Consider the following 26792-nt stretch of genomic DNA (forward strand, 5'->3'; position numbering starts at 1 on the left):
CCCGTGACCTCCGTTCTCATCGTCGAAGACGAAGCCGCCCTCGCCGAACCCTTGGCGTTCCTGCTGAAAAAGGAGGGGTTCGATGTCCGCGTGGCGGGCGACGGCCCCACCGCGCTGGCGGAGTTCGAGGCCCATCACATCGACATCGTGCTGCTGGACCTGATGTTGCCGGGCATGAGCGGCACGGAGGTGTGCAAGAACATCCGCCTGCGCTCGAACGTCCCGGTGATCATGGTGACGGCGCGCGACAGTGAGATCGACAAGGTCGTGGGCCTGGAGATCGGCGCGGACGATTACGTGACCAAGCCGTACAGTTCCCGCGAGCTCATCGCCCGCATCCGCGCGGTGCTGCGCCGCGGCGGGGAGCAGGAGTTCGACGGGGAGGTGGCGGAGGAGGACGTCCTGCGCGGTGGCCGTGTGGTCATGGACGTCGAGCGTCACGTGGTCATGGTCGACGATGAGCAGGTGCCCATGCCGCTGAAGGAGTTCGACCTGCTGGAGTATCTGCTGCGCAACAGTGGCCGGGTGCTCACGCGCGGCCAGCTCATCGATCGCGTCTGGGGCGCCGATTACGTCGGCGACACGAAGACCCTCGACGTGCACATCAAGCGCCTGCGCTCGAAGATCGAGCTGAGCCCCTCCCGGCCGCAGCATCTGGTGACGGTGCGCGGGCTGGGCTACAAGTTCGAGGATTAGGTTGCTTTGCGACGGCGCGGCGCCGTCGCAAAGCACCCTCACACCTCGCCGGGGGCCAATCCCTCGCGTGCCGCCCGCGTGGCGGGGTGGATGGCCAGCAGCGGGTACCCGGAGGGGCCGAAGGCGGCGGCGCGGCCCGCGGCCTCGCGGGCGCGGCAGTGGTCGGCGAGGATTTCGTAGCAGGCTTCGCCGATGAGCTCGACGAGCTCGGAGCGGTGCGACTTCCAGATGGCGTCGGCGTGGCCGTGGGCGCCCGGGTCGCCGGTGCAGTACCAGTCGAAGTCCTCGCCGCCGTCGCCCCAGCCGCGGCGGTCGTATTCGGTGATGGTGGTGCGCAGGATCTCGTGGCCGTCGGGGCGGTCCTCGTAGGCCTCCAGGCGGCGCAGGGGCAGCTGCCAGCACACGTCGGGCTTGGCCTTGACGTGGTCGACGTCGTGGGCGGCGGCCCACTGGTGCAGGGCGCAGCCGGCGCCGCCGGGCCAGCCGGCGCGGTTGGCGAAGATGCAGGCGCCGTCGAGGACGGGGGTTTTCAGGGCGGGTTCGGGGTTGCCGTCCTCGTCGTCGAGCTCGTCCCATTCGAGCCAGGGCTCCAGGGGTTCGGAGGCGCTCCTTTCGGAGTCGATGTCCCGGAACCAGGCGGCCACCGAGTCGGGGCGGTTCTGCCACCAACCGCGTGGCGACGGCGCGTCCCCGGCGTCGGATTCCATCGCCCGGACGGTGGCGGTGAGGCGGTCGCGGTCGTCTTCGTCGCAAAGAAACGCGCCATGCCCGCAGCAACCCACGTCCGAATTCCCGGAGTCGATTCCGTGGCACGCATCCGTGCCGAACACGCACGAGTACGTGGACAGGAGCCACGTGAGATCGCAGGTGATCACGTGGTCGGGGTCATCCGGGTTGGCGAACTCGAACCACTCGCGGGGGAAATCGGGGGCGACTTCCGCGGGCGAGGGCGCGGTTCCGCGGCCGGCGCGGGGGTGGAGCTGATTCACACCGGAACACGGTAGACCGTCTACCCTGAGACTCGTGCGATTAGGTGTATTGGACGTTGGCAGCAATACCGTTCATTTGGTGATGGTCGATGCCCGCCGTGGCGGGCACCCCACCCCGATGAGCGATACGAAGTCGACGATGAAGCTGGTCGAGTATCTCGACGACGACAATGATCTGTCGAAGAAGGGCATCGACAAGCTCACGGGCTACGTCGCCGAGGCGAAGAGCCTCGTCGACCAGATGCGGTGCGAAGAGATGATCAGCTTCGCCACCTCGGCGGTCCGCGACGCCCGGAACTCGGATGACGTCCTCGCCCACGTGGAGAAGGAGACCGGCATCCGCCTGGAGATCCTCTCCGGCGAGGACGAGGCGCGGCTGACGTTCCTGGCGGTGCGCCGCTGGTACGGCTGGTCGGCCGGGCGCATCGTCAACCTGGACATCGGCGGCGGTTCGCTGGAGCTGACGTCGGGCACCGACGAGGACCCGGATGCGGCGTACTCGCTGCTGCTGGGCGCGGGCCGATTGACCCACGAGTGGTTCGACACCGACCCGCCCGAGCGCAAGAAGATCGACCTGCTGCGCGACTACATCGATGCCGAGCTCGTGGAGCCCGCGCGTCACCTGCGCACGCTGGGCGACCCGGATCTGGCCGTGGCGACGTCGAAGACGTTCCGCACCCTGGCCCGCCTCACCGGCGCCGCCCCGAGCTCCGCGGGACCGCGGGTCAAGCGGACCCTGACCGCCCCCGGCCTGCGCCAATTGATCTCGTTCATCTCCCGCATGACTGCCGCCGACCGCGCCGAGTTGGAGGGCGTGAGTTCGAATCGCTCGCACCAGATCGTCGCCGGTGCCCTCGTTGCGGAGGCGAGTATGCGAGCATTGGGGCTTGAACAGGTGGAGATTTGCCCGTGGGCGCTGCGCGAGGGCGTGATCCTGCGCCGACTCGACGGCAATCTGTACGGAAAGGGATGAGATGAGCGACGAGAAGCTCACCGTTGCCGAGCTGATGGCGCGCCGCAACAAGGAGCGCGGCGATTCCGCCGGGTCCGGTGACCGTCCGCGCCGCCGGCGCCGCAGCCTGGAAGAGGGTGGCGTTTCCGTCGCCGAGCTGACCGGCTCCATTCCGCGCGTCGAGGCCGATGGCCCGCGCCGCGGGGCCCATGCCGTCGTCGAGGACGACGAGCAGGTCACGGAGCAGGTGGGGGGCCAGGTCGACACCGGAGTTTCCGAGGTCGAGGCCCAGGCCCCCGAGCAGGTCAAGACCGAAGCCCCCGAGGCCCCCGAGACTGTCGAGTCTCCCGAGATCGTCGAGACGTACGACGAGGGTTCCGCCGAGGCGGAGTACGCCGACGAGCTGGCCGCCGCGGAGCAGTTCGAGGACGAGCCCGTCGACGAGGCTCCCGTGGAGGCTCCGGTCGACGAGTTGCCCGCCAAGGGCGCCGTCGAATCCGAATACGCCGAGGCTGAGTTTGCCGAGCCCGAGCCGTTCGACGAGGAAGGCTCCGCCGAGGCCGAGTACGCCGATGAGCTGGCCGTCGCGTCGCAGTACGAGGACGAGCCGGTCGATGAATCCGTCGACCAGCGCATCGACGAGCAGGTCAGCGAGCCCGTCGACGAGGTTCCCGCCGAGCCGCGCGAGCCCTTTTCCGTCCCGTCCGCCGTCCCGGTCGATCCCCGCCCGGTGATGGCCAACGACGAGACCGGCGAGATCACGTTCACGTTCACCAAGTTCCACGACGCCCGCACCGCCAGCGAGCCCGTCGCGGAGGTCGGCCCGATGGCCCGCGAGGTCCTCGAGGGCTCCATGGCCTACGACGATCGCCCGACGAGCGTCATCCCGGTCATCGAAGACGATGCCGAAGACGATGCCGTTGCGCACGCGGATGCCGCCGTGGAGACCGAGACCGCGGCCGATGCCGTGGCCGAAGACCGCGACGTCCACGAGCGCGACGACTACCGCGACGACTACGCCGACGACCGCGACTACGACGATCACGCCTTCGACGGTTCGGCCATCGCCGCCGCCGGCGGCGGTGCCGTTGCCGGTGGTTCGGCCGCCGCGATGGCCGCACACGCCGATGACGTGCCGACCGCGTACCGCGAGTACGACGAGCGCGATGAGGACTTCGCCGCAGCGTCCGGCGCCACGGCCGCCGTCCCGGCCACGAAGGACTCCGCGAAGCCGAAGTCGGCCAAGGCGACCGAGGCAGAGAAGGCCGAGAAGGCTGAGAAGGCCTCGAAGCAGAAGCCCGCGAAGGCCACGAAGAAGTCCCGCGAGGACTACGCCGAGGACAACTCGCTGAGCATCGGCCTGCTCATCGCCCAGACGATCGTCGGTCTGCTGTTCGGCGGCCTAGTCTTCGCGCTGTTCATGATGCTGTGGATGGTCCTGCCCACGGCGGTCGTCGCCGTCATCGCGGTGGCCTTCGCCTTCGGCCTGGTCATCGTGGTCAACCTGATCCGCCGCGACCGCGACCGGGTCACCCCGATCCTGGCCGGCATCGTCGGCCTGGTCGTCTCCTTCGCGCCGTACGTGCTCACCATGTTGTGATCCCCCGGACGCCCGCACAGCGCCCCGCCCTGGTTAGCCAAGGCGGGGCGCTTTTGGCACACTGGCCGACCATGACACGAATTGCGGTTATCGGCGGAGGAAAGATCGGCGGCGCGCTCATCGGCGGCCTCATCGACGGCGGGGTGGACCCGAAGTCCATCTACCTGGTGCAGCGCTCGCCCGAGCGGCGCAAGGAGCTGCGCGACGCCTACGGCATCGTCGACGCCGACGACGCCGAGCAGGCCGTCGACGGCGCCGACGTGGTGTTCCTGTGCGTGAAGCCGCACGGCATCGTCGGCGTGCTGGAGAGCATCGCCGGCACCATCGACGAAGGCGAGGGCGACACCATCGTGGCGTCCATGGCCGCGGGCATCACGCTCGAGGAACTGGAGTCCGTCTGTGCCGTGGGCACGCCGGTCGTGCGCGTCATGCCCAACACCCCGATGCTCGTGGGCCGCGGCGTCAACGCCATCGCCCCGGGCCGCTTCACCAACGACGATCACGTCGGCCAGGTCAGCTCGCTGCTGGAGAAGGTCGGCCACGTCGAGGTCGTCGAGGAGAAGCAGATGGACGCCGTCACCGCGGTGTCCGGCTCCGGCCCGGCGTACTTCTTCCAGTTCGTCGAGGCCATGGTCGACGCCGGTGTCACCATGGGCCTCAAGCGCGATCAGGCCCAGCGCCTGGCCACCGCCACGGCCGCGGGTGCGGCGGAGATGATGATGGCCGAGGGCGCCGACCCGGTGACGCTGCGCGCCGACGTCTCCTCTCCCGGCGGCACCACGGCCGCGGCGACGTCCACCTTCGAGGAGGAGGGCCTGCGCCGCGCGGTCCTGCGCGCCATGCGCGCGTGCCACGACAAGTCCGCGTCGATGGGGCGCCCGGCGGGCAAGTAGTCCGCGCCGGGCCGTCGCAAAGCAAGCGCAAAGCACGCGCAAAGCGAGCCCAAAGCACGCGTAAAACCAAGCCGGGTAGGGGATCTGCGGCAGCGGCCACGGCCCGCCGCCCCCCACCGGCCCACCCCGGGAAAAATCGCCCGGGACGCGCCCTCCCGGCCCCGCGGGAGGGTTTTCGCAGTTGACGGGCGGCGACGGGCCCGGCCGCGCGATCTGGGCGCACCAGCAACAAACGTAACGGTTGCCCCATTCGCGCCCTTGTATCGCATTAGCACCATCGATAACGGTAGGGTTTAGGAAGCAACCGCGTGTTCACAGTCTCTGCAGGAGGGGAAGCCTGCAGCGCGCGGAGTGCGCTGAAGGGAAAACGATAATGACGAATGCCGAGAACGGGACGTTTCTGACGGTGGCCGAGGTCGCCGAGATCATGCGCGTGTCCAAGATGACCGTGTACCGCCTGGTCCACGCCGGTGAGCTGCCGGCGGTGCGGGTCGGCCGTTCCTTCCGCGTCCACGAGAGCGCGGTCAAGTCGTACCTGGACTCGTCCTTCTACGACGCCGGATAAGCCCGTTTCGGGTCGTTCGCCGCGTTTCGCGCACGGTGGCGGGTGAGGGGCGTTTGACCCCGGCACCCGGCTCCCCGCTATGATTGACCCGATTGGCGCCCGACGCGCCCCATGATTCGCCCTCTGCCCTGCGCGGGGTCGGCGCCCGGGGCACCGCGTCGGTCGCGATAACCAGCACAGAAGTCAACGAATAGCGAGGTCGAGCCGATGGGTTCCGTCATCAAGAAGCGCCGCAAGCGCATGTCGAAGAAGAAGCACCGCAAGATGCTCCGACGCACCCGAGTGCAGCGCCGGAAGCTCGGCAAGTAGGTCACGGGGCGGGTTTTCCCGCGTCGAGGGCCCACAGCGCCCGTTCCACCTCAGGTGGGGCGGGCGTTTCGCCGTTTCCGGGTGCGGTTGCTTTACGACGGCCTCGCTCGCCCGCGACCCCCAACCGCCGGTGAACGCCAACCGCCGGTGAACGCCGATGCCGCCCGGTATCGTCGTGGGCATGATTCCGGAACCCGACCTCGAGTTCGTCGAGGGCACGTGGTTTCCCGCCCTCGCCCAGCTGCACGACCACTGGTTCCGCGTGGACGTCCACGGCGGGGAGCGCATTCCCGCCGATGGCCCGGTGATGGTCGTGGCCAACCATTCGGGCAATTTGCCCATCGACGCGATCATGGCGCAGCTGTCGCTGCACCGCGCCTCGGGGCGGCTGCTGCGGTTCTTGGCCGGCGATGTGGCGTTTTCGCTGCCGGTGGTCTCCGAGTTGGCCACGAAGGTGGGGGCGGTGCGCGCCAGCCGTGACGCCGCCGGCGCGCTGCTGGGGGCGGGGGAGATGGTCGGGGTGTTCCCGGAGGGCTACCGCGGCCTGGGCAAGCCGTATACGCAGCGCTATCAGTTGCAGGCGTTCGGCCGCGGCGGGTTCGCGGCGGCGGCGCTGCGCCACGGCGCGCCGATCGTCCCGGTGGCCATCACGGGCGCGGAGGAGATCTACCCGCAGCTCGGTTCCGTGCTGCGCGGGTCGGCGCTGCTGGGCGCGGAGGGCATGAAGGCGTCCAACATCGGCCACGCCGAGGGCGCCGCCCCCGTCGACGAGGCCCTGGAGTCCCTGGTGATGGGCATGGCCGACGTCCTGGCGCAAGGCGCGTCGACGCCGCTGAAGGATCTGCCCGCCTGGGCGCTGGGCGCCGACGGCGCCGCCGATCGCCGGGCGCTGGTCGAGCTCGTCCGCGACGTGGTGCTGTCCATCGCCCGCGGCCTGGGCATCCCGTACGTTCCTACCACGCCGTTTTTCCCCTGGCTGGGCGTGGCGGGCGCCGTGCCGCTGCCGTCGAAGTGGCGCATCGACGTCCTCGATCCCATCGATCCGCGGGACTGGGCCGAGTCCTATCGCGCCGGTTTCATGGAGCCTCCGGAGGCCGGGCCCGGCACGGGCGCGTCCCCGGGCATTGCGCTTGACGACGATCCCGTGTCCATTCTCGGCCTGTCCGACGAAGTCAAGCAGCGCATCCAGGCCACCCTGCTGCGCAACCTGCGCAACCGGAAGAGCGCCTTCTACTAGGAGTTTGAATTCACCGGCGCGCTTCGCGAGGCACGCCCGCGCAGCATCTTCCACGCCACGTATCCGCCGGCGGCGGAGGCCCCGGTGCCCGCGGCGGCGATGCCCCAGCGGGCGGCGGTGAACATGGTCCGCCGCAGCCGCCGGTAGTCGCGCACCGACCAGCCGCGCTCCTCTGCGACGCGGCGCAGGCGCCGATCCGGGTTGATGGCCACCGCCGACCCCACCATGGAGAGCATGGGCACGTCGTTGGCGGAATCCGAGTACGCCGCGCACCGGGACAGATCGAGGCCCGACGACGCCGCCAGCGCCGCGACCGCGTGCTTCTTGCCGGGGCCGTGGAGGATGTCGCCGACCAGGCGCCCGGTGAACTTTCCGTCCTCCACCTCGGCGACGGTGCCCAGCGCGCCGGTGAGCCCCAGCCGCCGCGCGATGACCTGCGCCAACTGCACGGGTGCCGCCGTGACCAGCCACACTTCCTGGCCTGCCTGCAGATGCAGGTCCGCCAGCTCCCGGGTGCCGGAGTAGACGCGGTCGCCGATGATCTCGTCGAAGATCTCCTCGGCCATGGCCAGGGTGTCGTCGACGCGGTGGCCCTTGATGAACGCCAGCGCCTGTTCGCGGGCCTCCGCGATGTCGCCCGGATCCTCCGAACCGGAGACGCGGAACTTCACCTGCTTCCACAGCATCCCGGCCAGTTCGCGGTAGTCGAAGAAGCCCCGCCGGGCCAGGCCGGCGCCGAACAGGAAGATCGATGCGCCCTGGACCAGGGTGTTGTCGACGTCGAAGAAGGCCGCCGCCCCCGCGTCCTGCGGGATGTCCGGGTGCGGCTCCGACAGCCGCTCGATGCCGCCGGCCGCGTCGACCGCGCCATGGACCGAGCGGTAGCCGACCAGCAGCTGGTCGGAGTCGATGCCGTAGACCTCGCCCATCGCCGCCAGCGCCGCGGCCTCGCCCGCCGCCCGCTGGGATTCCTGGTCCAGGGGGTGCAGGGCGACCGTCTCCAGGAAGTTGCGCACGGTGCCCTGCGACGGCAGCAGCTCCGACAGGATGTCGCCCGGGAGCAGGGGCGGACGGTCGGATCCTGGAGAGAGCACTGCGGTTTCCTCGACTTCTGGGTGCCGGAACTTCGGTCCGTTCATCGTATGCTGCCCACGGCGGGCCCGCCGTGGCCGCGGCCCGGGCGTCGGCGGCAATGGCAGCGGCCCCAATCGGAGACGCCCGAGAGAAAGATAACGACGAAAGGGGTGCCGGCATGTCCGTCGTCACGCTCATGACCCGCTCGACCTGCGGCTCCTGTGCCCGCGTGGAAGCCCAGATCCGCCCGATCGCCGCACGGCTCGGGGCGGAGGTAGAGGTCATCGACGTCGACGCCGGTGATTCGGGCGATGCCATCGAGTTCGGCGACCGCGTGCCCGTCGTTCTCGTCGACGGCGAGGAGATCGCCTGCTGGGAAATCGACGACGACGAGCTCATCGACGCGCTCAGTTGATTCGTCCCCGATAGGGGAGGGGGCATCCACCCCCGCAGCCCCCGGATCGGCGGTGAACACGAGTCCCGCATGGGCTCCACCGGGGCACTATGGGGGATGCGCGCGTTTGTGGAATATCCCCGCCACGGTCTACCGTTGTGGAAAATGAGCCCACGGCAGGGGGCGGGCGCACAACGCCTGTCATGAGCCTAGGGCACGGTGGACATGGCATCCGCACCGGGGTCGGCGCTTGGCGCCGTCGCCCCGGTTCGCGCCGTTTTCACCTCGATCAAGATCCGCGCAGCAACGGTGCCCGCACCGTGGGAGCCGCGCGGAAATCGAGATCCGGCCGCCGGGATGCGGACGCCGGATGGAGGAGGAACGGATAGCGGTGGTTATGCCGTGAGTGTGCTGCTCGTCGGGATGTCGCACAGGTCCGCGCCGGTGTCCATGCTGGAGCGCGTGTCCGTCGCCGACACGGATCAGCCGAAGACCCTCGCCCGCCTCCTCTCCGAGGATGCGGTGTCCGAGGCGATGCTGGTCTCCACCTGCAACCGCGTCGAGTACTACGTCGCCGCCCGCGGCTTCCACGCCGGGCTGTCGGCCGTGGTCCGCGAAATCGTCGACCGCTCCGGCATCGACGTCGACGAACTGACGCCGCACCTCTACGTCCGCTACGCCGAAGGCGCCGCCGAGCACATGCTGTCGGTGGCCTCGGGCCTGGATTCCATGGTCCTCGGCGAGCAGCAGATCATCGGCCAGATCCGCGCCGCCTACCACGACGCCGACGAGCACGGCACCGTCGGCCGCACCCTCCACGACCTGGCACAGCGCTCGCTGCACACCGGCAAGCGCGTGCATACCGAAACCGGCATCGACGAGGCCGGCGCCTCGATGGTGTCGGTGGCCGTCGACGAGGCCATCCGCGCGATCAACCCCGACTACCAGCCGGGCGACGCCGATGGCCTGGCCGGGCGCAACGCCCTCATCCTCGGCGCCGGCGCCATGAGCTCGCTGGCCGCCACCCACCTGGGCCGGGCGGGCGTCTCGCACATCACCATCGCCAACCGCACCGTCGACCGCGCCGAGGTCCTGGCCGACCATTCCATCGAGGCGGGCATCCCCGCCCGGGCCATCGCGCTCGACGATTACCGCGGGGTGCTTGCCGACGTCGACATCCTGGTCACCGCCACCGGCGCCATGAGCCCGGTGGTGCTGGCCGACGACGTCCGCGACGCCGGCCCACTGGCCATCGCCGACCTGTCCATGCCCCGCGACGTCGAAGAAGGCGTCGGCGAGATGCCCGGCATCGCGCTGTTCGACATCGAGCACCTGCAGATGACGTCGACCCGCGAGCTCGGCCGCGACGACGAGTCCGCCGCCCGCGCCATCGTCGGCGAGGAACTCGACGGCTACCTGCAGGCGCAGCGCGCCCTCGAGGTCGCGCCGACCGTCAAGGCCCTGCGCGAGAAGGCCGCCGAGGTAGTCTCCGCCGAGCTGCTGCGCCTGGAGGCCAAGACCCCGGGGCTGACCGACCGCGAGCGGCAGGAGGTCGGACGGACGGTACGCCGGGTCGTCGACAAGCTCCTGCACGTGCCCACCATCCAGGTGAAGAAGCTGTCCGGCGAGCCCGGCGGCACGTCCTACGCGCAGGCGCTGCAGCGCCTGTTCGACCTCCCGCTGTCGACGCCCCAGGCGCTGTACGCGGACACCGACATCCCCACCGACCTGATGGTCGGCAACCGCATGGGCCCCATGGGCGGCGCATCGGACATCGAGGGCATCATGCGACCCGGAACCGGAGGAAACCGTGGCTGACATCGAGAAGGCCGTCAACGCCGACATCACCGAGAACGGACCCGTGAACGACACCGACGCCACCACCGACGCCACCGTGGGCGTCGCCGGCGACGATCGCCCGGTCATCCGCATCGGCACCCGCGGCTCCGAGCTGGCCACCACGCAGGCCGGCCACGTGCGCGACGCGCTGATCCGCATGGGCCATGAGGCCGAGCTGGTGATCATCAAGACCGAGGGCGACGCCAACCGGCACGACCCGGTGGAGAAGATCGGCATCGGCGTGTTCACTCAGGCCCTGCGCCATGCGCTGCGCGACGACGTGTGCGACCTCGCGGTGCACTCGTTCAAGGACCTGCCCACCGCGCCCGAGGAGGACCTGGTCATCGCGGCGGTGCCCACGCGCGTCGATCCGCGCGAAGTGCTCGTCTCCCGCGGCGGCGTGACGTTGGCCGACCTGCCGCAGGGCGCCAAGGTGGGCACCTCCGCGCCGCGCCGCGTCTCCCAGCTGCGCTCCGTGCGCCCGGACCTGGAGATCCTGCCGCTGCGCGGCAACATCGAGACCCGCATGGGCCGCGTCGACGACGATCTCGACGCCGTCGTGCTGGCCCGCGCCGGCCTGGACCGCACGGGGCGGCTCGACCGCGCCGCCGAGTCGCTGGACGTCGACGTGCTCATGCCCGCGCCCGCCCAGGGCGCGCTGGCCGTCGAGTGTCGCGCCGCCGACAAGCGCCTGGCGCTCATCGTCGGCCGCCTCGACGACGCCGAGTCCCACGCGCGCGCCCGCGCCGAGCGCACCATCCTCTCCGAGCTGCAGGCCGGCTGCACCGCGCCCGTCGCCGCGCATTCGGAGATCACCGACGACGGCCGCCTGGAGCTGACCGCCGGCGTATTCGCGCTGGACGGCTCGCGCCGCCTGGTCGAGTCCGCGGTCGGCGACCCGGAGGAGGCCGAGGAGCTCGGCCGCTCCGTCGCCGCGCGCCTGCTGGAGCAAGGCGCCCACGACGTCATGGGGGACACCCTGCGTTGACCCCCGGCGCCGGCCCCGCCGGCGCCATGCACGATCCCCGCCCAGAGTCACCGAGAAGAAAAGCAACGCCACCACGATGAGCACCCCCCGCACGACGCCCGCCGGACGCATCCTGTTCGTCGGCGCAGGCCCGGGCAATCCGGATCTGCTGACGCTGCGCGCCCGCGAAGTCCTCGCCGGCACCTCCGTCGCCTACGTCGACCCGGACGTCATGCCGGGCGTACGCGAACTCGTCGCCGCTGATCTCCCGGTGCCGGAGGAGGCGCTGCGCGAGGCCGAGGAGGCCTACGAGCGCCTGTGCGCCGACGCGAAGGCCTCGGGGTCGCGCCGCAAGCCGCCGCGCCCGGCGCCGCCGACGGCCGCCGACGTCCGCGAGCCGGTCGGGGACCCCACGGAGATGAGCCGCGCGCTCGTCGCCGAGGCCCGCCGCGGCCGCGACGTCGTCCGCCTCGTCGCCGGCAACCCGCTGACCAGCGATGACGTGCTGGCGGAGATCAACGCCGTGTCGCGCAACAACATCGAGTTCCAGATCGTGCCGGGCATGTCCGTGCCGTCGACGGTCCCGGCCTTCGCCGGCATCGCGCTGGGCTCCACGTACACCGAGACCGACCTCGGCCGCGCCGACGTCGATTGGGACGAGCTCGCCGCCGCCCCGCAGCCGCTGGTGCTGCAGGCCGTCGAGGACGACCTCGACGCCATCGCCCGCGAACTGTCCGACCGCGGCCTGCCCGATTCGCTGCCGACGTCGGTGACCGTCCACGGCACCACGCGCCTGCAGCGCACCTACGACGTCACGCTGGGCACCCTCGCCCAGCTCTCGGGCGACCTGTCGGGCCCCTTGGTGGTGACGCTGGGCAAGGGCGTCGACAAGCGCTCGAAGTACTCCTGGTGGGAAAACCGCGCGCTGTACGGCTGGAACGTGCTGGTGCCGCGCGCGAAGGGCCAGGCCGGCCCGATGCGCACGCGCCTGGCCGCCCATGGCGCCATCCCGATCGAGGTGCCCACGATCTCCATCGAGCCGCCGCGCAGCCCCGCCCAGATGGAGCGCGCGGTCAAGGGCCTGGTCGACGGCCGCTACCAGTGGGTCGTGTTCACCTCGGTCAACGCGGTCAACGCCGTGTGGGACAAGTTCACGGAGTTCGGCCTGGACGCGCGCTCGTTCGCGGGCGTGCGCATCGCCGCGGTCGGGCAGAAGACCGCCGCCGCGATCCGCGAGCTGGGCATCACGCCCGAGCTGCTTCCCGACGAGGCCCGCCAGAACGCCGCCGGCGTGGTCGAGGTGTTCCCCGAATTCATCGAGGGCATGGACCCGGTCAACCGGGTGCTGCTGCCGCGCGCCGACATCGGCACCGACGTGCTGGTCGACGGCCTGATCGACCTGGGTTGGGAGGTCGACGACGTCACCGCCTACCGCACGGTCCGCGCCGCCCCGCCGAGCGCCGAGATCCGCGACATGATCAAGACCGGCGGTTTCGACGCCGTGTGCTTCACCTCCGGTTCGACGGTGAAGAACCTGGTGGGCATCGCCGGCAAGCCGCACGCCCGCACGATCATCGCCTGCATCGGCCCGATGGCCGCGGCGACGGCTCGCGAGTACGGCCTGCGCGTCGACGTCATGCCGGAGCGCGCCGGGATCACCGATCTGGTCGACGCCCTGGCCGAGCACGTGGCCAATCTGCGCGCCGCCGGCCAGCTGCCGCCGCCGCGCAAGAAGCGCCGCAAGCGCGCCAGCGAGCCCGCGGCGTCCGGGGCCGCGCAGGACGGGTCGGCGCAGGACATGACCGAGCCGCTTTCCGACGGCCCGGCGCCCGATTCCGGGGAGCCGTCGGAGCAGTAGGGGCGCGGTCGGGGATCGGGCTCGCGATGGTCTCCGACCCCGATGCCCGTTTCGGGTCGGCCGACCGTACCCTGGGGGCATGACGGAATCCGGTAACCCCTCAGCCAACGTCCCCGCGCCGATCCGCAGGCCCCGCCGCCTGCGCACCAACCCCGTGATGCGGCGGATGACGGCGGAGACCCCGCTGGCGGTCGATGACCTGATCCTGCCCATGTTCGTGGCCGATGGCATCGACGAGGCCCGCCCGATCTCCTCGCTGCCGGGCGTGGTCCAACACACGGAGGATTCCCTGGTCCGCGCGGTCGAGGAGGCCGCGGGGCTGGGCATCCCCAGCGTCGACCTGTTCGGCGTCCCGCTGGATTCGGACAAGGACGGCGAGGGCTCCGGGTCGTGGGCCGAGGATGGCGTGCTCAACCGCGCGTTGACGCGGCTGCGCCGCGAGTTCGGCGACGACGTGCTGATCATGGCGGACACCTGCCTGGACGAATTCACCGACCACGGCCACTGCGGCGTGCTGCGCCAGGACCGCTGGGGCCGCACGATCGTGGACAACGACGCGACGCTGGGCAACTACGCCCGCATGGCCGTCGCGCAGGCCGACGCCGGCGCCCACATCGTGTCCCCGTCGGGGATGATGGACGGCCAGATCGAGGCCATCCGCTCGGCCCTCGACGCCGCCGGCCACGTCGACGTGGCGATCATGGCGTATTCCGCCAAGTACGCCTCGGCGTTCTACGGCCCCTTCCGCGAGGCCGTCGGCAGCTCTCTGGAGGGCGACCGCCGCACCTACCAGCAGGATCCGGCCAATCGCCGCGAGAGCCTGCTGGAGGTGGAGCTCGACATCGCCGAGGGCGCCGACTTCGTGATGGTCAAGCCCGCCATGGCGTACCTGGACATCGTCCGCGAGGTCGCCGACATGTCCCCGGTGCCGGTGGCGGCGTACCAGGTCTCCGGCGAGTACGCGATGATCCACGCGGCCGCCGCCAACGGCTGGATCGACCTCGACGGCGCGATGATGGAATCCGTCCTGGGCATCCGCCGCGCCGGCGCCGAGCAGGTGCTCACCTACTTCGCGGTCGACGTCGCGCGGAAGCTCCGGCAGCGATGACCCCTCCGGCCCAGCCCTCCCAGCCCCGGCCTCCCGCGCAGGCGGGACCTCCGGGCGCTCCCGGCCATTCGACCCGCCCCGCGCTCCCGGACCAGATCGTCGGCGCCTGGCAGGCGTGGCTGGCCACCTGCGTGCTGCAGGTCGCCGCGGCCTTGACCACCCTGGCCATCAACCTGCTCAACCCCGGCGCACTGCTGGAGGTCTCGGGTTTCGGCGGGCAATCCGTCGGCGGGGCATTCCCGGAGCTCGGCCCGGACGAGAAGATCTTCGTGGCCCGGGGATCGGCGATCATGACCATGCTGCTCACGGTCGTGGCCGCGGGCCTGTTCGCGTTCCTCGCGTTCCGCATGCGGGCGGGCGCGAAGTGGGCGCGACTGCTCCTGGTGGCCGGGTCGGCGTACCTGATCGTGCGCATGCTCGTGATGTTCACCGGCGGGCCGGTGGGCCCGTGGGCGTCGGCCCCCGCGACGCTCCAGCTTGCCGACGGCGCCCTGGCCATCGCTTCGGCCACCGCCGCCGGAGCAGCCGTCGTTCTCGCGTCCGGACGCACGGCGATGGAGTATTTTGGCGCCGGAGGAAAGGATGGCGGAGATGGACGCTGACGTGCGGGCCGGTCGACCGGCGTGGCAGCTGACGCTGATCGGCGGCGCGATCGCGCAGGCCGTGGTGGGCATGCTGCTGTTGTCGCAGGATCGCACCGGCATCCGCGCCGAGGTGGCGCGGGACATCGTCATCGTCGGCGTGCTCGGCGTGGCCGTGGCCATCGCCGTGGCGGTGCTCGTCCCGTCGGCGGGGTCGTCGAAGGTGGTGCGGCGGGTGCTCATCGGTGTCATCGCCCTGATCACCCTGGTGTCGCTGGCCGGGACCATGGCGTTGGCGGTCACCCCGTGGACGGCGGTGCCCGCGGGCGTGATGATCATCGGCCTGATCCTCCTGTTCCGCGCCCGCGCGGCCGGCGAGGGTGCGCGGCCATGACCACCGGTCGGGACGTGGCGACCGGGCAGGACGTGAGCCCGGAGCAGGAGCGGGTCCGGGATCTGCGCGAAACCGACGAGCGCGTCAGCCGCGCCATCGACGAGGCCAAGGAGGCGGCCGCCTGGCTGCGCTCGAAGCGCTACTCCGACGACGACGAAAGTCTGCACCAGCGCCTTGCGCGGCGCACGGGCACGGCGCTGACGTCCTACGGCATGGTGCTCGAGGGCCTCGATTCGGCGCTGGCGGCGGAGGAGGCCGAGAAGATCCTCGACGCCTTCCCGGACGTCCGCGCCACCGTCGTCTATTCGCCGGGCCGCGCGTGGATCACCGCCCCCGACGATTTCGCCCCCGACGTGCTCATCGCCGCGCTGGCCGAGCACGGCATCGGCGCGTACCTCACCCGCAATTCGCTGCGCCGCCGGGCCACCCGGCTGGACGCGGCGCCGCGTCGCCGCCCCGCCGTTCCCGCGGCTGCGCAGCAGATGGCGGAGGCGCGGGTGCGCCGTCGTGAAGCCGCCCTCAATGCGGAAGGTGCCAACGAGGTCCTGTTCACCGCCCGGGCCCTGGTGACCCGCACGCGGTTCCTGGTGTCGCTGCTGCTGAGCATCCCGGTGCTCGTGCTGTCGCTGTACGTGCCGTGGCAGTTCCACGGCTGGCAGTGGCTGTGCGCGGGCCTGACCTCGGTCGTCGCACTGTGGGGCGGCTGGCCGTTCCACCGGGCGATGCTGGCGTCGATGCGCAGGCGGATGTCGGCGCTCGACGGGGCCAGCGCCGTGGCCATCTTCCTGTCCTGGGCCTGGTCCATGGTGGAGGTCCTGTTCGGCAGGGCCGGGCAGGTGGGCTTTACGACGTCGCCGACGTGGTTCGCCTTCCACTACGAGCGCAGCTCCCCGGCGGAGCTCTACTTCGACGTCGCCTGCGGCGTCACCGTGCTGCTGCTCGCCGGGCGCCTGGCCACCAGGTACAACCGCGTGCGCACCGGCGCGGCCATGAACGTGCTGCGCATCCCCGCCGACCGGCAGGTCACGGTGGTGCGCAAGTCCGGCAAGACCGCCAAGCCCGAGCAGCGGCGCGTGCCGGTGGCCGAGCTCAACATCGGCGAGGACGTGCTGGTGCCGCCGGGGCAGGTCATCCCCGTCGACGGCGTGGTCGTCGGCGGCGCGTCGCGGGTGGACTCCCGCGTCGTCGGCGGCGGCCGCAAGCCCGCCGAAGCCAAGGTCAACTCCCGCGTGTGGGCCGGCTCCATGAACCTGGACCAGCGGCTCAAGGTCCGCGTCTCGCGCACGGGATCCAAGACCCGCGCCGCGGCGATCCAGCGGTGGGTGCAGACCGCCATCCGCGAAGAGGACGTCGCCCACCAGACCGCCGTGCGCTCGGCGTCGGTGCTGGTGCCGTGGACGATGCTGCTGGCGCTGGTGGCGTTCGGCATCTGGTGGCTGGTCTCCGGCGGCGCCGGGGGAGCGTTCGCCGTCGCGCTGGCCATCCTCATCGGCATCGCGCCGGTGGCGCTGGCCATGTCCACGTCGACGGCCCTGCGCATCGGCATCCTCGCCGGTGCGGAACGGGGCCTGCTCATCCGCAACGCCGACGCCTTCCGCTCCCTGGCCGGCGCGGACTCCGTGATGTTCAACCGCGTGGGCACGCTCACCGCCGGCGAGATGCACGTGCTGCAGGTGCAGGCGGCCAAGGGCGAGAACCCCGAGCTGATCCTGCGCGTCGCCGGCGCCCTGATGATGGAAAGCGACCACCCCGTCTCCGCGGCGATCGTCCGCGCGTGCCGCGTGTCCCGCGACTCCGGGTCCGGCGGCGGGGACATCCCGCACTGGGTGGAGGTCCACCACGTCGAAATCGACGCCGATGGTGCGTTCATCGGACAGGCGGAACTGCCGGTGACCACGTCCGACGGCGACGTCGAAATGCGTTTCGTCGAGGCCAGCCTGTGGCGGCCCCGCGACATGTCCGCCCTCGACGAGAGGATGGCCGTCGCCGCGATGGGCGGCGGCACCCCGCTGGTGATCAGCTGGCGCGGCAAGGTCCGCGGCGTCATCACCGTCGGCGAGGACATCAAGCCCGACGCCGTCGAGGCCATCGACGAGCTCGAGGAAATGGGCGTGGACACCATCATGATCACCCGCGACCCGTACCCGGTGGCCCGGCGCTTCGCCGACCGCCTGGGCATTTCGCGGGTCTACGCGGGCATCATCCCGGGCCGCAAGGCCGGGACGGTGCGCGGCATCCACTCCGGCGGCGAGACCGTGGTCATGGTCGGTGGCTCCGACGTCGCCGATTGCCTGAAGGTCGCCGACGTCGGCGTGCTCATGGACGCCGACGCCGGCGTCGACGACCTGGAGATCGAGGAGTCCGACGTCGTGTCGCTGCGCTCCCGGGTCGGCTCGATCCCCGAGGCGATCTCGCTGGCCCGCGACGTCACCCGCACCATGTCGTGGAACATCGCGTTCGCCTGGGGCTACAACGTCGCCGTGCTGGTGCTGTCCGTCGCCGGCGTACTGCACCCGCTCATCGGCGCCGTGCTCATGGTCCTGGCCGGGCTGTGGATCGAATGGCGCTCGCGCCGGCTCAACCGGATCATGGACCGCGGCGGCATCCGCCCGGCCATGCCGCGCCGCGTGCCCGGGTGGTTCGCCCGCCGCAACTGAGGCGCGGGGGCGGGTGTGCCCGGACGGGGCGCGTTTCCCTACGATGGGCTGCGTGACTACACCCCAGCGGACCCCACATCAGCAGACGGACAACTCCGCGCGCCTCTTCGACGGCGCCCGCGCGGTGACCCCCGGCGGGGTGAATTCCCCGGTGCGCGCCTTCGGCTCGGTCGGCGGCACGCCCCGCTTCATCGAGTCGGCGCGAGGTTCGCGCCTGACCGACGTCGACGGCAACGAGTACGTCGACCTCGTCTGCTCGTGGGGCCCGATGCTCATGGGCCACGCCCACCCCGCGGTCGTCGAGGCCGTGCGCGAGGCGGCGGGCCGCGGCCTGTCCTTCGGCGCGCCGACCGCCGGCGAGACCGAGCTGGCCCAGGAAATCATCGGCCGCACCTCCGTGGAGGAGGTCCGCCTGGTCAATTCCGGCACCGAGGCCACCATGTCCGCGGTGCGCCTGGCCCGCGGCTTCACCGGCCGCGGCAAGGTCGTGAAGTTCGACGGCTGCTACCACGGCCACGTCGACGCGCTGCTGGCCTCGGCCGGTTCGGGCGTCGCCACCTTCGGCCTGCCGGATTCTCCCGGCGTCACCGGCGCCTCGGCGGCCGACACCATCGTCGTGCCCTACAACGACATCGAGGCCGTGCGCCGCGCCTTCGCCGAGAACCCGGGCGAGATCGCCTGCGTGATCACCGAGGCCGCCGCCGGCAACATGGGCACCGTCGCGCCGGGCGAGGGCTTCAATGCCAAGCTCAAGGAGATCGCCAACGCCGACGGCGCGCTGTTGATCCTCGACGAGGTCATGACCGGCTTCCGCACCTCCGCCAAGGGCTGGTACGGCGTCGACGGCGTCGCCGGCGACCTGACCACCTTCGGCAAGGTCGTCTCCGGCGGCCTGCCGGCCGCGGCTTTCGGCGGCCGCCGCGACATCATGGAGCACCTGGCCCCGCAGGGCCCCGTCTACCAGGCCGGCACCCTGTCCGGTAACCCGGTGTCGGTGGCCGCGGGACTGGCCAGCCTCCGAGCCGCCGACGACGCGGTCTACGCTGCCGTCGCCGCCAACGCCGACCGTATGGCGGGCATCCTGTCCGACGCGCTGTCGGCCGAGGGCGTCGCCCACAACATCCAGCGCGCCGCCACATTCTTCTCCCCGCGCTTCGCGGAGGGGGAGGGCCGCGACTTCGCCGACATGAAGGCCGCCGACACCTTCCGCTACCCGGCGTTCTTCCACGCTCTGCTGGAAAACGGCGTCTACGCGCCGCCGAGCTGCTTCGAAACGTGGTTCGTGTCCTCGGCGCTGACCGACGACGACTTCGAGGTCATCGAGTCCGCGGTGCGCGTCGCCGCGAAGGCCGCCGCCTCCGCCACCCCGGAGCAGGGCCAGTGAGCGCGGCCGACGGCGGGCGCGCGCCCGTCCACGCGCAGCGCACGATCGTCCACCTGGTCCGCCACGGCGAGGTGCACAATCCGTCGAAGATCCTCTACGGCCGCCTGCCGGGCTACCGCCTGTCGGACCGCGGCCGGGCGATGGCGGAGGCCACCGCCCAGTCCTTCGCGGGCCACGACGTCGCCTACGTGGCGTGCTCGCCGCTGCAGCGCACCCGCGAAACCTGCGAGCCCGTCACCCGCGTGACCGGCCTGGAGCCGGTCATCGACGCCGACGTGCTCGAGGCCGGCAACACCTTCGAGGGCCTGCACGTGCGCGGCTGGGACTCCGACCTGTGGAACCCGCGCTACTGGCCGCGCCTGGTCCGCCCGGGCGTGCCCAGCTGGGGCGAGCCCTACGAGGAGATCGCCGACCGCATGTTCCGCGCCATCCACCGCGCCCGCGAGGCGGCGGAGGGCCGCGAGGCGGTCATTGTCACCCACCAGCTGTGCGTCGTCGCCGCCGCCCGCCGCGCCCGCGGCCTGCGCCTGGCCCACAATCCGGCGGACCGCCAGTGCGATCTGTCGTCGGTGACCTCGCTGGTCTTCCTCGGCGACACCATCGTCGACGTCCGCTACTCGGAGCCGGCCGCTCACCTCTGACGGGCTCTGACGGGCCCGGGCGGGCCGCGCCCGGCGGGCACACAAGCCCGCCCCGGGGGCCCCACCGTGATTCGGTGTCGTGGCCCCTTCTTCGTTAGATTGCAGTGAACCCCGATTGTGAAATGGACGGCCCTCCCATGCGCCCCCTCTTCCGCACCATCGCCGCCGCGGCGGGCATTGCCCTGGCCGCGTCGTTGGCCGCCTGCTCCGACGACACCGTCGGCCATGACGCCGTGGCCATCGGCGGCACGTTCGAGTTCGTGTCGCCGGGCGGCCAGACGGTGATCGAGTACGCGCCGGAGGACCGCGCGCCGGTCGCCGACGTCTACGGCGAGTCGCTGATGGACGAGGGCGCGCAGATCCGCCTGGCGGATTTCGAGGGCGAGATGGTCGTGCTCAACGCCTGGGGCCAGTGGTGCGCCCCGTGCCGCTCGGAGTCGGACGACCTGCAGGCCGTCCACGAGAAGATGCAGGCCGATGGCCTGGGCACGATGCTGGGCATCAACGTCCGCGACCACGTCATTTCCGCCCCGCGCGATTTCGTCGAGGACAACGGCCTGACGTACCCGTCGATCTACGATCCGCCGTTCATCAACGCGGTCGCGCTCGGCGGCATCCCGGCGTCGGTCATCCCGACGACGATCATCCTGGACCGGGAGCACCGCCCCGCGGTGGTGTTCCTCAAGGAGGTCAGCCAGTCGGAGCTGTGGGACGCGGTGCGCAAGGTCGCCGACGAGGGCGGGGCGGCGTAGATGCTCCTCGCCTCCGGCATCGGCGGCGCGTTCGCGGACGCCGCCGCGCAGGGCCCGATCGTCCTGGCGCTGCTCGCCGCGGCCGCCGCGGGCCTGGTGTCCTTCGCCAGCCCGTGCGTCATCCCGCTGGTCCCCGGCTACGTGTCCTACCTGACCGGCATCTCGGGTGCGGCAGGGGAGGCGGGCCCGGGTTCTTCGCGTGACGACGCCCACCGCCCATCCGCATCCGGCGCCACCGCCGTGGCGGCGTCGGCGAAGGCGGACAAGAAGGCCCGCACCCGCGTCGGCCTGGCGGCGCTGTTGTTCGTCGCCGGCTTCACGGTGATCTTCGTGCTCGGCTCGGCATCGGTTTTCGGCCTGGTGTCCACGCTGCGGGTGGAGGCGCGGACGCTGACCGTCGTCGGCGGCATCGTCACCATCATCATGGGCCTGGTGTTCATGGGCATGGTGCCGGCGCTGCAGCGCGACACCCGCATGGCGCCGAAGCGGTGGACCACGTGGCTGGGCGCACCGATGCTCGGCGCGGTCTTCGCGCTGGGGTGGACGCCGTGCCTGGGCCCGACGCTGACGGCCATCATCTCGGTGTCCGCGGGCACCGAGGGCCTGACCGCCGCACGCGGCGTGGCGCTGATCGTGGCGTACTGCATGGGCCTGGGCCTGCCGTTCATCCTGGTCGCGCTGGGTTCGGCCCGGGCGATGAAGGGCGTGGACTGGCTGCGCCGCAATTCCCGCACCATCCAGATGGTCGGCGGCGCGATGCTGGTGCTGGTGGGCATCGCGTTGGTCTCCGGCGTCTGGGATATGTTCGTCAATTGGATTCAGGTGGCATTCATCACCGACACGGTGACGCCGATTTAACCCCCGCCGCACCTGGCGGGACAGCAAGGAGATGGCAGCGAACATGGCGACAACCACGCAGGGCGCGCACGCCGCGCGCGGCACGGCCGGCGCGAAGGCGATGCGGCCGGTGCGCGGGGCGTGGCGCTGGTTGACCAGCATGCGCACCGCGCTGATCCTGCTGTTCCTGCTGGCGTTCGCGTCGATCCCGGGCGCCCTGCTGCCGCAGCGCAACTTGTCGGTGGACAAGGTCAACGAGTACCTGGCCAACAACGGCAAGATGGCCGAGATCTTCGACACGCTGCAGCTTTTCGACGTCTTCTCGTCGGTCTGGTTCACCGCCATCTACGCCCTGCTGTTCGCCTCGCTGGTCGGCTGCATCATCCCGCGCACGTGGGAGCACTGGAAGGCCATGCGCACGCCGCCGGCGAAGGCGCCGAAGAATCTGGGCAGGCTGCCCATGAACGACGCCGGGGACGTCGACAAGCCGATCGATGACGTGAAATCGGACATCGCCTCGCGGCTGAAGCGGTGGCATCTGACGGAGACGCCTGCGGCGCAGGACCGTGCCGGCGCGGTGTCGTTCTCGGCCGAGCGCGGGTACTTCCGCGAGTTCGGCAATCTGGTGTTCCACCTGGGGCTGGTGGCGCTGCTGATCACCATCGCCCTGGGCAAGTTCCTGTACTACGAGGGCCAGATCATCCTGGTCACCAACACCGGCACCCAGATCGAGGATGAGGCGGTGGAGGGCGCGGTGAGCAACCCGTTCTGCAACACCGCGCCGGCGAACTTCGATTCGCTGCGCCCGGGCCTGCTTTTCGACGGAACGGGCCTCAACCCCTTCTGCGTCCAGGTCGAGGACTTCGTCGCCGACTACCTGCCCAACGGCCAGGCGGAGATGTTCCGGTCGAACATCCGCTGGGCCGATGAGGGGCAGATGCGCGATCCGGTGGAGTCGTGGAACGAGCAGGAGCTGCGCGTCAACCATCCGCTGCGCGTCGCCGGCGACCGCGTGTACCTGCAGGGCCACGGCTTCGCGCCGGCCGTGCGGGTGACGTGGCCCAACGGCGAATCGCGCACGTCGGTGGTCCAGTTCCGCCCGGATGACCCGACGTTCTTCCTGTCGTCGGGCGCCATGCGCTTCGACCCGCCGGCCGGCATGTACCCGGACCTGTACGAGCGCCGCCAGAACCAGATCGCCATCGAGGGCCTGTTCGCCCCGACGGCGGAGTTCACCGGCGAGACCGGCCAGCTGCTGACATCGGTGTACCCGGCCATGAACGACCCGGCCATCGCCGTCGACGTCTACCGCGGCGACGCCGGCCTGGACACCGGCCGCAGCCAGCAGCTTTTCTCCCTCGACCGCGACCTGATGCACTCGGGCCAGCTGGAGAAGATCGACCGCGTCAACCTGCGCGAGGGCGAGGACGTCACCCTCGACGACGGCACGAAGGTGGAGTTCCTCGGCGCGAAGGAGTTCGTCAACCTCCAGGTGTCGCACGATCCGACGCAGGTGTGGGTGCTGTGGTCGTCCATCGCCATGCTCGCCGGCCTCGTGGTGTCGCTGGCGGTCAAGCGCCGCCGCCTGTGGGTGCGCCTGCACCCGGTCTCCGACGGCGCCACCCGCGTCGAGTTCGGCGGGCTGGCCCGCACCGACCGCGCCGGCTGGGGCGACGAGTTCGACGAATTCGTCCGCGCGGTGCTCGGCCGTCCGGAACCCGAAGACGACTGACCGCCGCCCGCCTGCTCCGATGCCCCCGGGGGTTGGGGTTTCGGGTTAACCGCGACTACGGTCATACGCGATCGCACCAACCCCGCAAAGACAGGAAACGGCCCCGATGCCCGTCAACCAGACCCTGGCGCAATACTCCGACTGGTCCTATTTCACGGCCTTCGCGCTGTATGCGCTGGCGCTGCTGCTGTTCGTCGCCTACTACGTCCGCCGCCTGTCGGCGCTGGAGGCCCGGGCCGAGGCCCGCGCCGAGCTGGGCGAGAAGGTGCTCGTCGGGTCCGACGGGGGCACGGTCGACGCCGCGGCCGGTGGGGGAGCCGATGGCGGCGCCGGGACCATCCCGGACACCTACGAGGCCAATGACCGGGACCCGGAGGACATCGCCGCGAAGTTCCGCAAGGCGTCGTCCGTCGGCGCCATGGCGGAGATGATCGTCTACATCGGCGTCGCCGTGCACCTGGCCTCGGTGGTCCTGCGCGGCCTGTCGGCCGAGCGTTTCCCGTGGGGCAACCTGTACGAGTACATCGCGGTGTTCAGCCTCTTCGCCATGGTCATCGCCTCGGTGCTGCTGCGCCGCAACGAGATGCGCATCTTCTGGCCCTGGCTGCTCACCCCGGTCGCGGCGCTGATGTTCTACGGCGGCACCTCGCTCTACGCCGAGTCCGCCCCGGTCGTCCCGGCGCTGCAGTCGGTGTGGTTCCCCATCCACGTCTCCACGGTCTCCATCGGCGGCGGCATCTTCCTGGTCTCGGGCATCGCGTCGCTGCTTTACCTCCTGCGCATCAAGCAGGCGAAGGGGCAGGAGAAGGGCTTCTGGGGCAAGCTGGCCATGCCGCTGCCGGCGGCCAAGACCCTCGACGCCATCGCCTACCGCACCGCCATTTGGGCGTTCCCGCTGTTCGGCCTCGGCGTCGTCTTCGGCGCCATCTGGGCCGAGGTCGCGTGGGGCCGGTTCTGGGGCTGGGACCCCAAGGAGACGGTCTCCTTCATCACCTGGATCGTCTACGCGGGCTACCTTCACGCCCGCGCCACGTCGGGCTGGCGCAACGCCGCTGCGGCGTGGATCAACATCATCGGCTTTGCGACGATGGTGTTCAACCTCTTCTTCATCAACATGGTCGTCTCCGGCCTGCACTCCTACGCCGGCCTCAACTGATGCGCGCGACGTCGAAGGGCTCCCTGACTCTGGGGGCGTTCCTGTTCCTCATCGGCCTGTTCTTCACCGTGTTCGCCCCCGGCGGGCTCGGTGAGGTGACCATGGTCGCCGGCGTCGCCATGATCCTGGCCGCCTTCGCCCCGCCGGGCGTGATCCGGCGGTTCGGCACCAAGCGGGCGCTGCTCGCGGGCCTGGGCCTGATCGCCGTCGGCGCGGTGCTCACCGTCGCCGACTGGTCGGACAACGCCCCCGGCTGGGTCGAGGTCGCCGGCGGCGCCTTCTTCCTCGGCGGCGTGCTGGTCATGACCATCTACGCCACCGCCCCCAAGGACACCACCGGCGCGCCGGCCCCGCAGCACGACCGGATGGGCCGCCCCTAGGAGCTCAACCGGCGATCAGGGGGCCCGGGGCCACGCGGACCCCGGGGTACGGTGGTCGCATGCGCATCCTCGTCACCGGCGGCGCCGGCTTCATCGGCTCGAACTTCGTGTTGCGGACCCTGGCCACCCGGCCGGACGTCGACGTCACTGTGCTCGACTCCTTCACCTACGCCGCGAACCCGGCGAGCCTCCGCACGGCCGAGGGGCCCTTCGTCTGCGAGGTCGTCGTCGGAGACGTGCGCGACGCCGAACTGGTGGACGCACTCGTCGCAAAGCACGATGCTGTGGTGCATTTCGCCGCCGAGAGCCACAACGACAATTCGCTGCGCGACGCCGACCCCTTCGTCGGCTCGAACGTCATGGGCACGGTGACGCTGCTCAAGGCGTGCGCGAAGCACGACGTGCGGCTGCACCACATCTCCACCGACGAGGTCTTCGGCGACCTCGCGCTCGACGACCCCGCCCGCTTCACCCCGGACACGCCGTACCGCCCGTCGAGCCCGTACTCGGCGTCGAAGGCCGCGGCCGACCACTTCGTCCGTGCGTGGGTGCGCAGCTTCGGGCTGGCCGCGACGATCAGCAACTGCTCGAACAACTACGGGCCGCGCCAGCACCCGGAGAAGTTCATCCCGCGGCAGATCTGCGGCCTGTTGCGCGGCCGCGAACCGCGCCTGTACGGCACCGGCGACAACGTCCGCGACTGGATCCACGTCGACGACCACAATGACGCCGTGTGGGCCATCCTCGACCGCGGCGAGATCGGGGAGACGTACCTGATCGGCGCCGACGGGGAGCGCTCCAACATCGACGTCGTCGGCGACGTCCTCGAGGCCTTCGGCCGGGGCCGCGACGAGTTCGTCCACGTCACCGACCGCCCGGGCCACGACCGCCGCTACGCCATCGACCCGTCGTCGATGATCGCCCTGGGCTGGGAGCCCGCCCACCGGGACTTCGCCGCGGGCCTGGCCGACACCGTCGACTGGTACCGCGCCAACCCCGGCTGGTGGGCCGACGCCCATGACTCCGCCGAGGCCGGATACGCCCGGACCGAAAAGCCCATCGCGCCCTGATCCGGCGCGGCGCCGCATGCCCCTAGACTCGGAGCCATGACGCAGGGCACAACCACAGCCACAGACACCGCCACAGCCATCTTCCAGCCGACGGACATCCCCGGGGTGCACGTCTTCGAGCCGATCATCCACGGCGACGAGCGGGGCTCCTTCCACGAGTGGTTCAAGGCCGACGCGTTCATCGACGCCACCGGCTACCCGTTCATCCCGGAGCAGGCGAACATGAGCGTTTCCGCCGCCGGCGTGGTCCGCGGCCTGCACTTCGCCGATGTCCCGCCGGGGCAGGCGAAGCTGGTCACGTGCGCGGCCGGCCGGGTGCGCGACATCATCGTCGACGTCCGCCGCGGGTCGCCGACCTTCGGCCGCGCGATCACCGTCGACCTGGAGCCGGGCACCCGGCGGGTGGTGCACCTGCCGGTGGGCGTGGCGCACGGTTTCGTGTCGCTGGCCGACGATTCCGTGCTCACCTACCTCACCTCCACCGGCTACGACCCCGACATCGAGCGCGCGGTGTCCATCCTCGACCCCGAGCTGGGGATCGACGTTGAAGGGATGCTGGAGGGCGTCGCAAAGCAGATCCTGTCCGACCGCGATGCCGCCGCGCCCACCATCGCCGAGTTCGAGGCCGACGGCGGGGCCCTGCCGGACTGGGACGACTGCCGGGCGATGGAAAACGAGCTGCGCGACGAATGGGCGATGGCCAACGAGGACGTCGGGGAGGCGTGAG

Annotated in this window: 26 protein-coding genes; 24 read left to right on the top strand and 2 right to left on the bottom strand. The window is 71.0% G+C overall.

The genetic code is table 11. From position 1 onward, the window contains the following. Positions 1-3: 3 nt before the first annotated feature. A complete protein-coding gene (locus ACFWGD_RS07105) occupies positions 4-696 on the top strand; it encodes a response regulator (RefSeq protein ID WP_377777910.1) in 693 nt (230 codons plus the stop codon). A 38-nt stretch (positions 697-734) separates the two neighbouring features. On the opposite strand, the gene ACFWGD_RS07110 is transcribed toward ACFWGD_RS07105, so the two are convergent. Then, the gene (locus ACFWGD_RS07110) at positions 735-1685 is read right to left on the bottom strand and encodes a hypothetical protein (RefSeq protein WP_377777911.1); all 951 of its coding nucleotides are present in this window, start codon (positions 1683-1685) and stop codon (positions 735-737) included. 34 nt (positions 1686-1719) lie between these two features. Between ACFWGD_RS07110 and ACFWGD_RS07115 the strand changes: the two genes are divergently transcribed. The 6 genes from ACFWGD_RS07115 to ACFWGD_RS07140 all read left to right on the top strand — a co-directional run bounded on the left by ACFWGD_RS07115 (position 1720) and on the right by ACFWGD_RS07140 (position 7241). Further along, entirely contained in the window at positions 1720-2658 is a 939-nt protein-coding gene (locus ACFWGD_RS07115) for a hypothetical protein (protein WP_377777913.1), read from the top strand. 1 nt (position 2659) lies between these two features. Continuing rightward, positions 2660-4237, top strand: a complete 1578-nt coding sequence (locus tag ACFWGD_RS07120) for a hypothetical protein (RefSeq protein WP_377777914.1) — start codon at positions 2660-2662, stop codon at positions 4235-4237. A 71-nt stretch (positions 4238-4308) separates the two neighbouring features. After that, the gene (gene proC / locus ACFWGD_RS07125) at positions 4309-5130 is read left to right on the top strand and encodes a pyrroline-5-carboxylate reductase (RefSeq protein ID WP_377777915.1); all 822 of its coding nucleotides are present in this window, start codon (positions 4309-4311) and stop codon (positions 5128-5130) included. A gap of 373 nt (positions 5131-5503) precedes the next feature. After that, positions 5504-5695, top strand: a complete 192-nt coding sequence (locus ACFWGD_RS07130; RefSeq protein ID WP_377777916.1) for a helix-turn-helix domain-containing protein — start codon at positions 5504-5506, stop codon at positions 5693-5695. A gap of 207 nt (positions 5696-5902) precedes the next feature. Further along, positions 5903-6004, top strand: a complete 102-nt coding sequence (locus ACFWGD_RS07135) for a 30S ribosomal protein bS22 (protein ID WP_003855542.1) — start codon at positions 5903-5905, stop codon at positions 6002-6004. 181 nt (positions 6005-6185) lie between these two features. Continuing rightward, positions 6186-7241, top strand: a complete 1056-nt coding sequence (locus tag ACFWGD_RS07140; RefSeq protein WP_377777917.1) for a lysophospholipid acyltransferase family protein — start codon at positions 6186-6188, stop codon at positions 7239-7241. Here the strand turns inward: ACFWGD_RS07140 and ACFWGD_RS07145 are convergent. After that, positions 7238-8380: an HAD family hydrolase gene (locus ACFWGD_RS07145; RefSeq protein ID WP_377777918.1), complete on the bottom strand. Its 1143-nt coding sequence runs from the start codon at positions 8378-8380 to the stop codon at positions 7238-7240. The genes ACFWGD_RS07140 and ACFWGD_RS07145 overlap by 4 nt on opposite strands. Before the next feature lie 113 nt (positions 8381-8493). Between ACFWGD_RS07145 and ACFWGD_RS07150 the strand changes: the two genes are divergently transcribed. The 17 genes from ACFWGD_RS07150 to ACFWGD_RS07230 all read left to right on the top strand — a co-directional run bounded on the left by ACFWGD_RS07150 (position 8494) and on the right by ACFWGD_RS07230 (position 26791). Next, on the top strand, positions 8494-8730 hold the full coding sequence (locus ACFWGD_RS07150; protein ID WP_377777919.1) for a glutaredoxin family protein: 237 nt from the start codon (positions 8494-8496) through the stop codon (positions 8728-8730). 336 nt (positions 8731-9066) lie between these two features. Beyond that, a complete protein-coding gene (locus tag ACFWGD_RS07155) occupies positions 9067-10527 on the top strand; it encodes a glutamyl-tRNA reductase (protein WP_377777990.1) in 1461 nt (486 codons plus the stop codon). 76 nt (positions 10528-10603) lie between these two features. Next, complete coding sequence (hemC, locus tag ACFWGD_RS07160; protein WP_377777991.1) at positions 10604-11536, top strand: hydroxymethylbilane synthase; 933 nt, start codon at positions 10604-10606, stop codon at positions 11534-11536. Between the two features lie 76 nt (positions 11537-11612). Further along, positions 11613-13373: a uroporphyrinogen-III synthase gene (locus tag ACFWGD_RS07165; RefSeq protein WP_377777920.1), complete on the top strand. Its 1761-nt coding sequence runs from the start codon at positions 11613-11615 to the stop codon at positions 13371-13373. 79 nt (positions 13374-13452) lie between these two features. After that, complete coding sequence (gene hemB, locus ACFWGD_RS07170) at positions 13453-14481, top strand: porphobilinogen synthase (protein ID WP_377777921.1); 1029 nt, start codon at positions 13453-13455, stop codon at positions 14479-14481. Beyond that, on the top strand, positions 14478-15083 hold the full coding sequence (locus ACFWGD_RS07175; RefSeq protein WP_377777922.1) for a hypothetical protein: 606 nt from the start codon (positions 14478-14480) through the stop codon (positions 15081-15083). Before hemB ends, ACFWGD_RS07175 begins: the two co-directional genes overlap by 4 nt. Beyond that, complete coding sequence (locus tag ACFWGD_RS07180; RefSeq protein ID WP_377777924.1) at positions 15073-15456, top strand: hypothetical protein; 384 nt, start codon at positions 15073-15075, stop codon at positions 15454-15456. Before ACFWGD_RS07175 ends, ACFWGD_RS07180 begins: the two co-directional genes overlap by 11 nt. Continuing rightward, positions 15453-18113, top strand: a complete 2661-nt coding sequence (locus ACFWGD_RS07185; RefSeq protein WP_377777925.1) for a heavy metal translocating P-type ATPase — start codon at positions 15453-15455, stop codon at positions 18111-18113. Before ACFWGD_RS07180 ends, ACFWGD_RS07185 begins: the two co-directional genes overlap by 4 nt. A gap of 43 nt (positions 18114-18156) precedes the next feature. Next, positions 18157-19497, top strand: a complete 1341-nt coding sequence (gene hemL / locus ACFWGD_RS07190; RefSeq protein ID WP_377777926.1) for a glutamate-1-semialdehyde 2,1-aminomutase — start codon at positions 18157-18159, stop codon at positions 19495-19497. Beyond that, positions 19494-20138, top strand: coding sequence for a histidine phosphatase family protein (locus ACFWGD_RS07195; RefSeq protein ID WP_377777927.1), 645 nt, complete (start codon positions 19494-19496; stop codon positions 20136-20138). The genes hemL and ACFWGD_RS07195 overlap by 4 nt, the downstream gene beginning before the upstream one ends. A gap of 137 nt (positions 20139-20275) precedes the next feature. Then, positions 20276-20890 carry a TlpA disulfide reductase family protein gene (locus tag ACFWGD_RS07200; protein ID WP_377777928.1) on the top strand — a complete coding sequence of 205 codons (615 nt, stop codon included), beginning with the start codon at positions 20276-20278 and terminating at the stop codon, positions 20888-20890. After that, a complete protein-coding gene (locus ACFWGD_RS07205) occupies positions 20891-21748 on the top strand; it encodes a cytochrome c biogenesis CcdA family protein (RefSeq protein WP_377777929.1) in 858 nt (285 codons plus the stop codon). Between the two features lie 100 nt (positions 21749-21848). Then, the gene (locus tag ACFWGD_RS07210; protein ID WP_377777992.1) at positions 21849-23459 is read left to right on the top strand and encodes a cytochrome c biogenesis protein ResB; all 1611 of its coding nucleotides are present in this window, start codon (positions 21849-21851) and stop codon (positions 23457-23459) included. Positions 23460-23565: 106 nt separating this feature from the next. Continuing rightward, positions 23566-24615: a c-type cytochrome biogenesis protein CcsB gene (ccsB, locus tag ACFWGD_RS07215; protein WP_377777930.1), complete on the top strand. Its 1050-nt coding sequence runs from the start codon at positions 23566-23568 to the stop codon at positions 24613-24615. Further along, positions 24615-24995, top strand: coding sequence for a hypothetical protein (locus ACFWGD_RS07220; protein ID WP_377777932.1), 381 nt, complete (start codon positions 24615-24617; stop codon positions 24993-24995). Before ccsB ends, ACFWGD_RS07220 begins: the two co-directional genes overlap by 1 nt. A 59-nt stretch (positions 24996-25054) precedes the next feature. Next, positions 25055-26065 carry a dTDP-glucose 4,6-dehydratase gene (gene rfbB / locus ACFWGD_RS07225; RefSeq protein ID WP_377777933.1) on the top strand — a complete coding sequence of 337 codons (1011 nt, stop codon included), beginning with the start codon at positions 25055-25057 and terminating at the stop codon, positions 26063-26065. 36 nt (positions 26066-26101) lie between these two features. After that, entirely contained in the window at positions 26102-26791 is a 690-nt protein-coding gene (locus ACFWGD_RS07230; protein ID WP_377777934.1) for a dTDP-4-dehydrorhamnose 3,5-epimerase family protein, read from the top strand. The last annotated feature ends 1 nt before the right edge of the window (position 26792 follow it).

Source organism: Corynebacterium sp. NPDC060344, from assembly GCF_042725215.1.
Taxonomy (GTDB): domain Bacteria; phylum Actinomycetota; class Actinomycetes; order Mycobacteriales; family Mycobacteriaceae; genus Corynebacterium.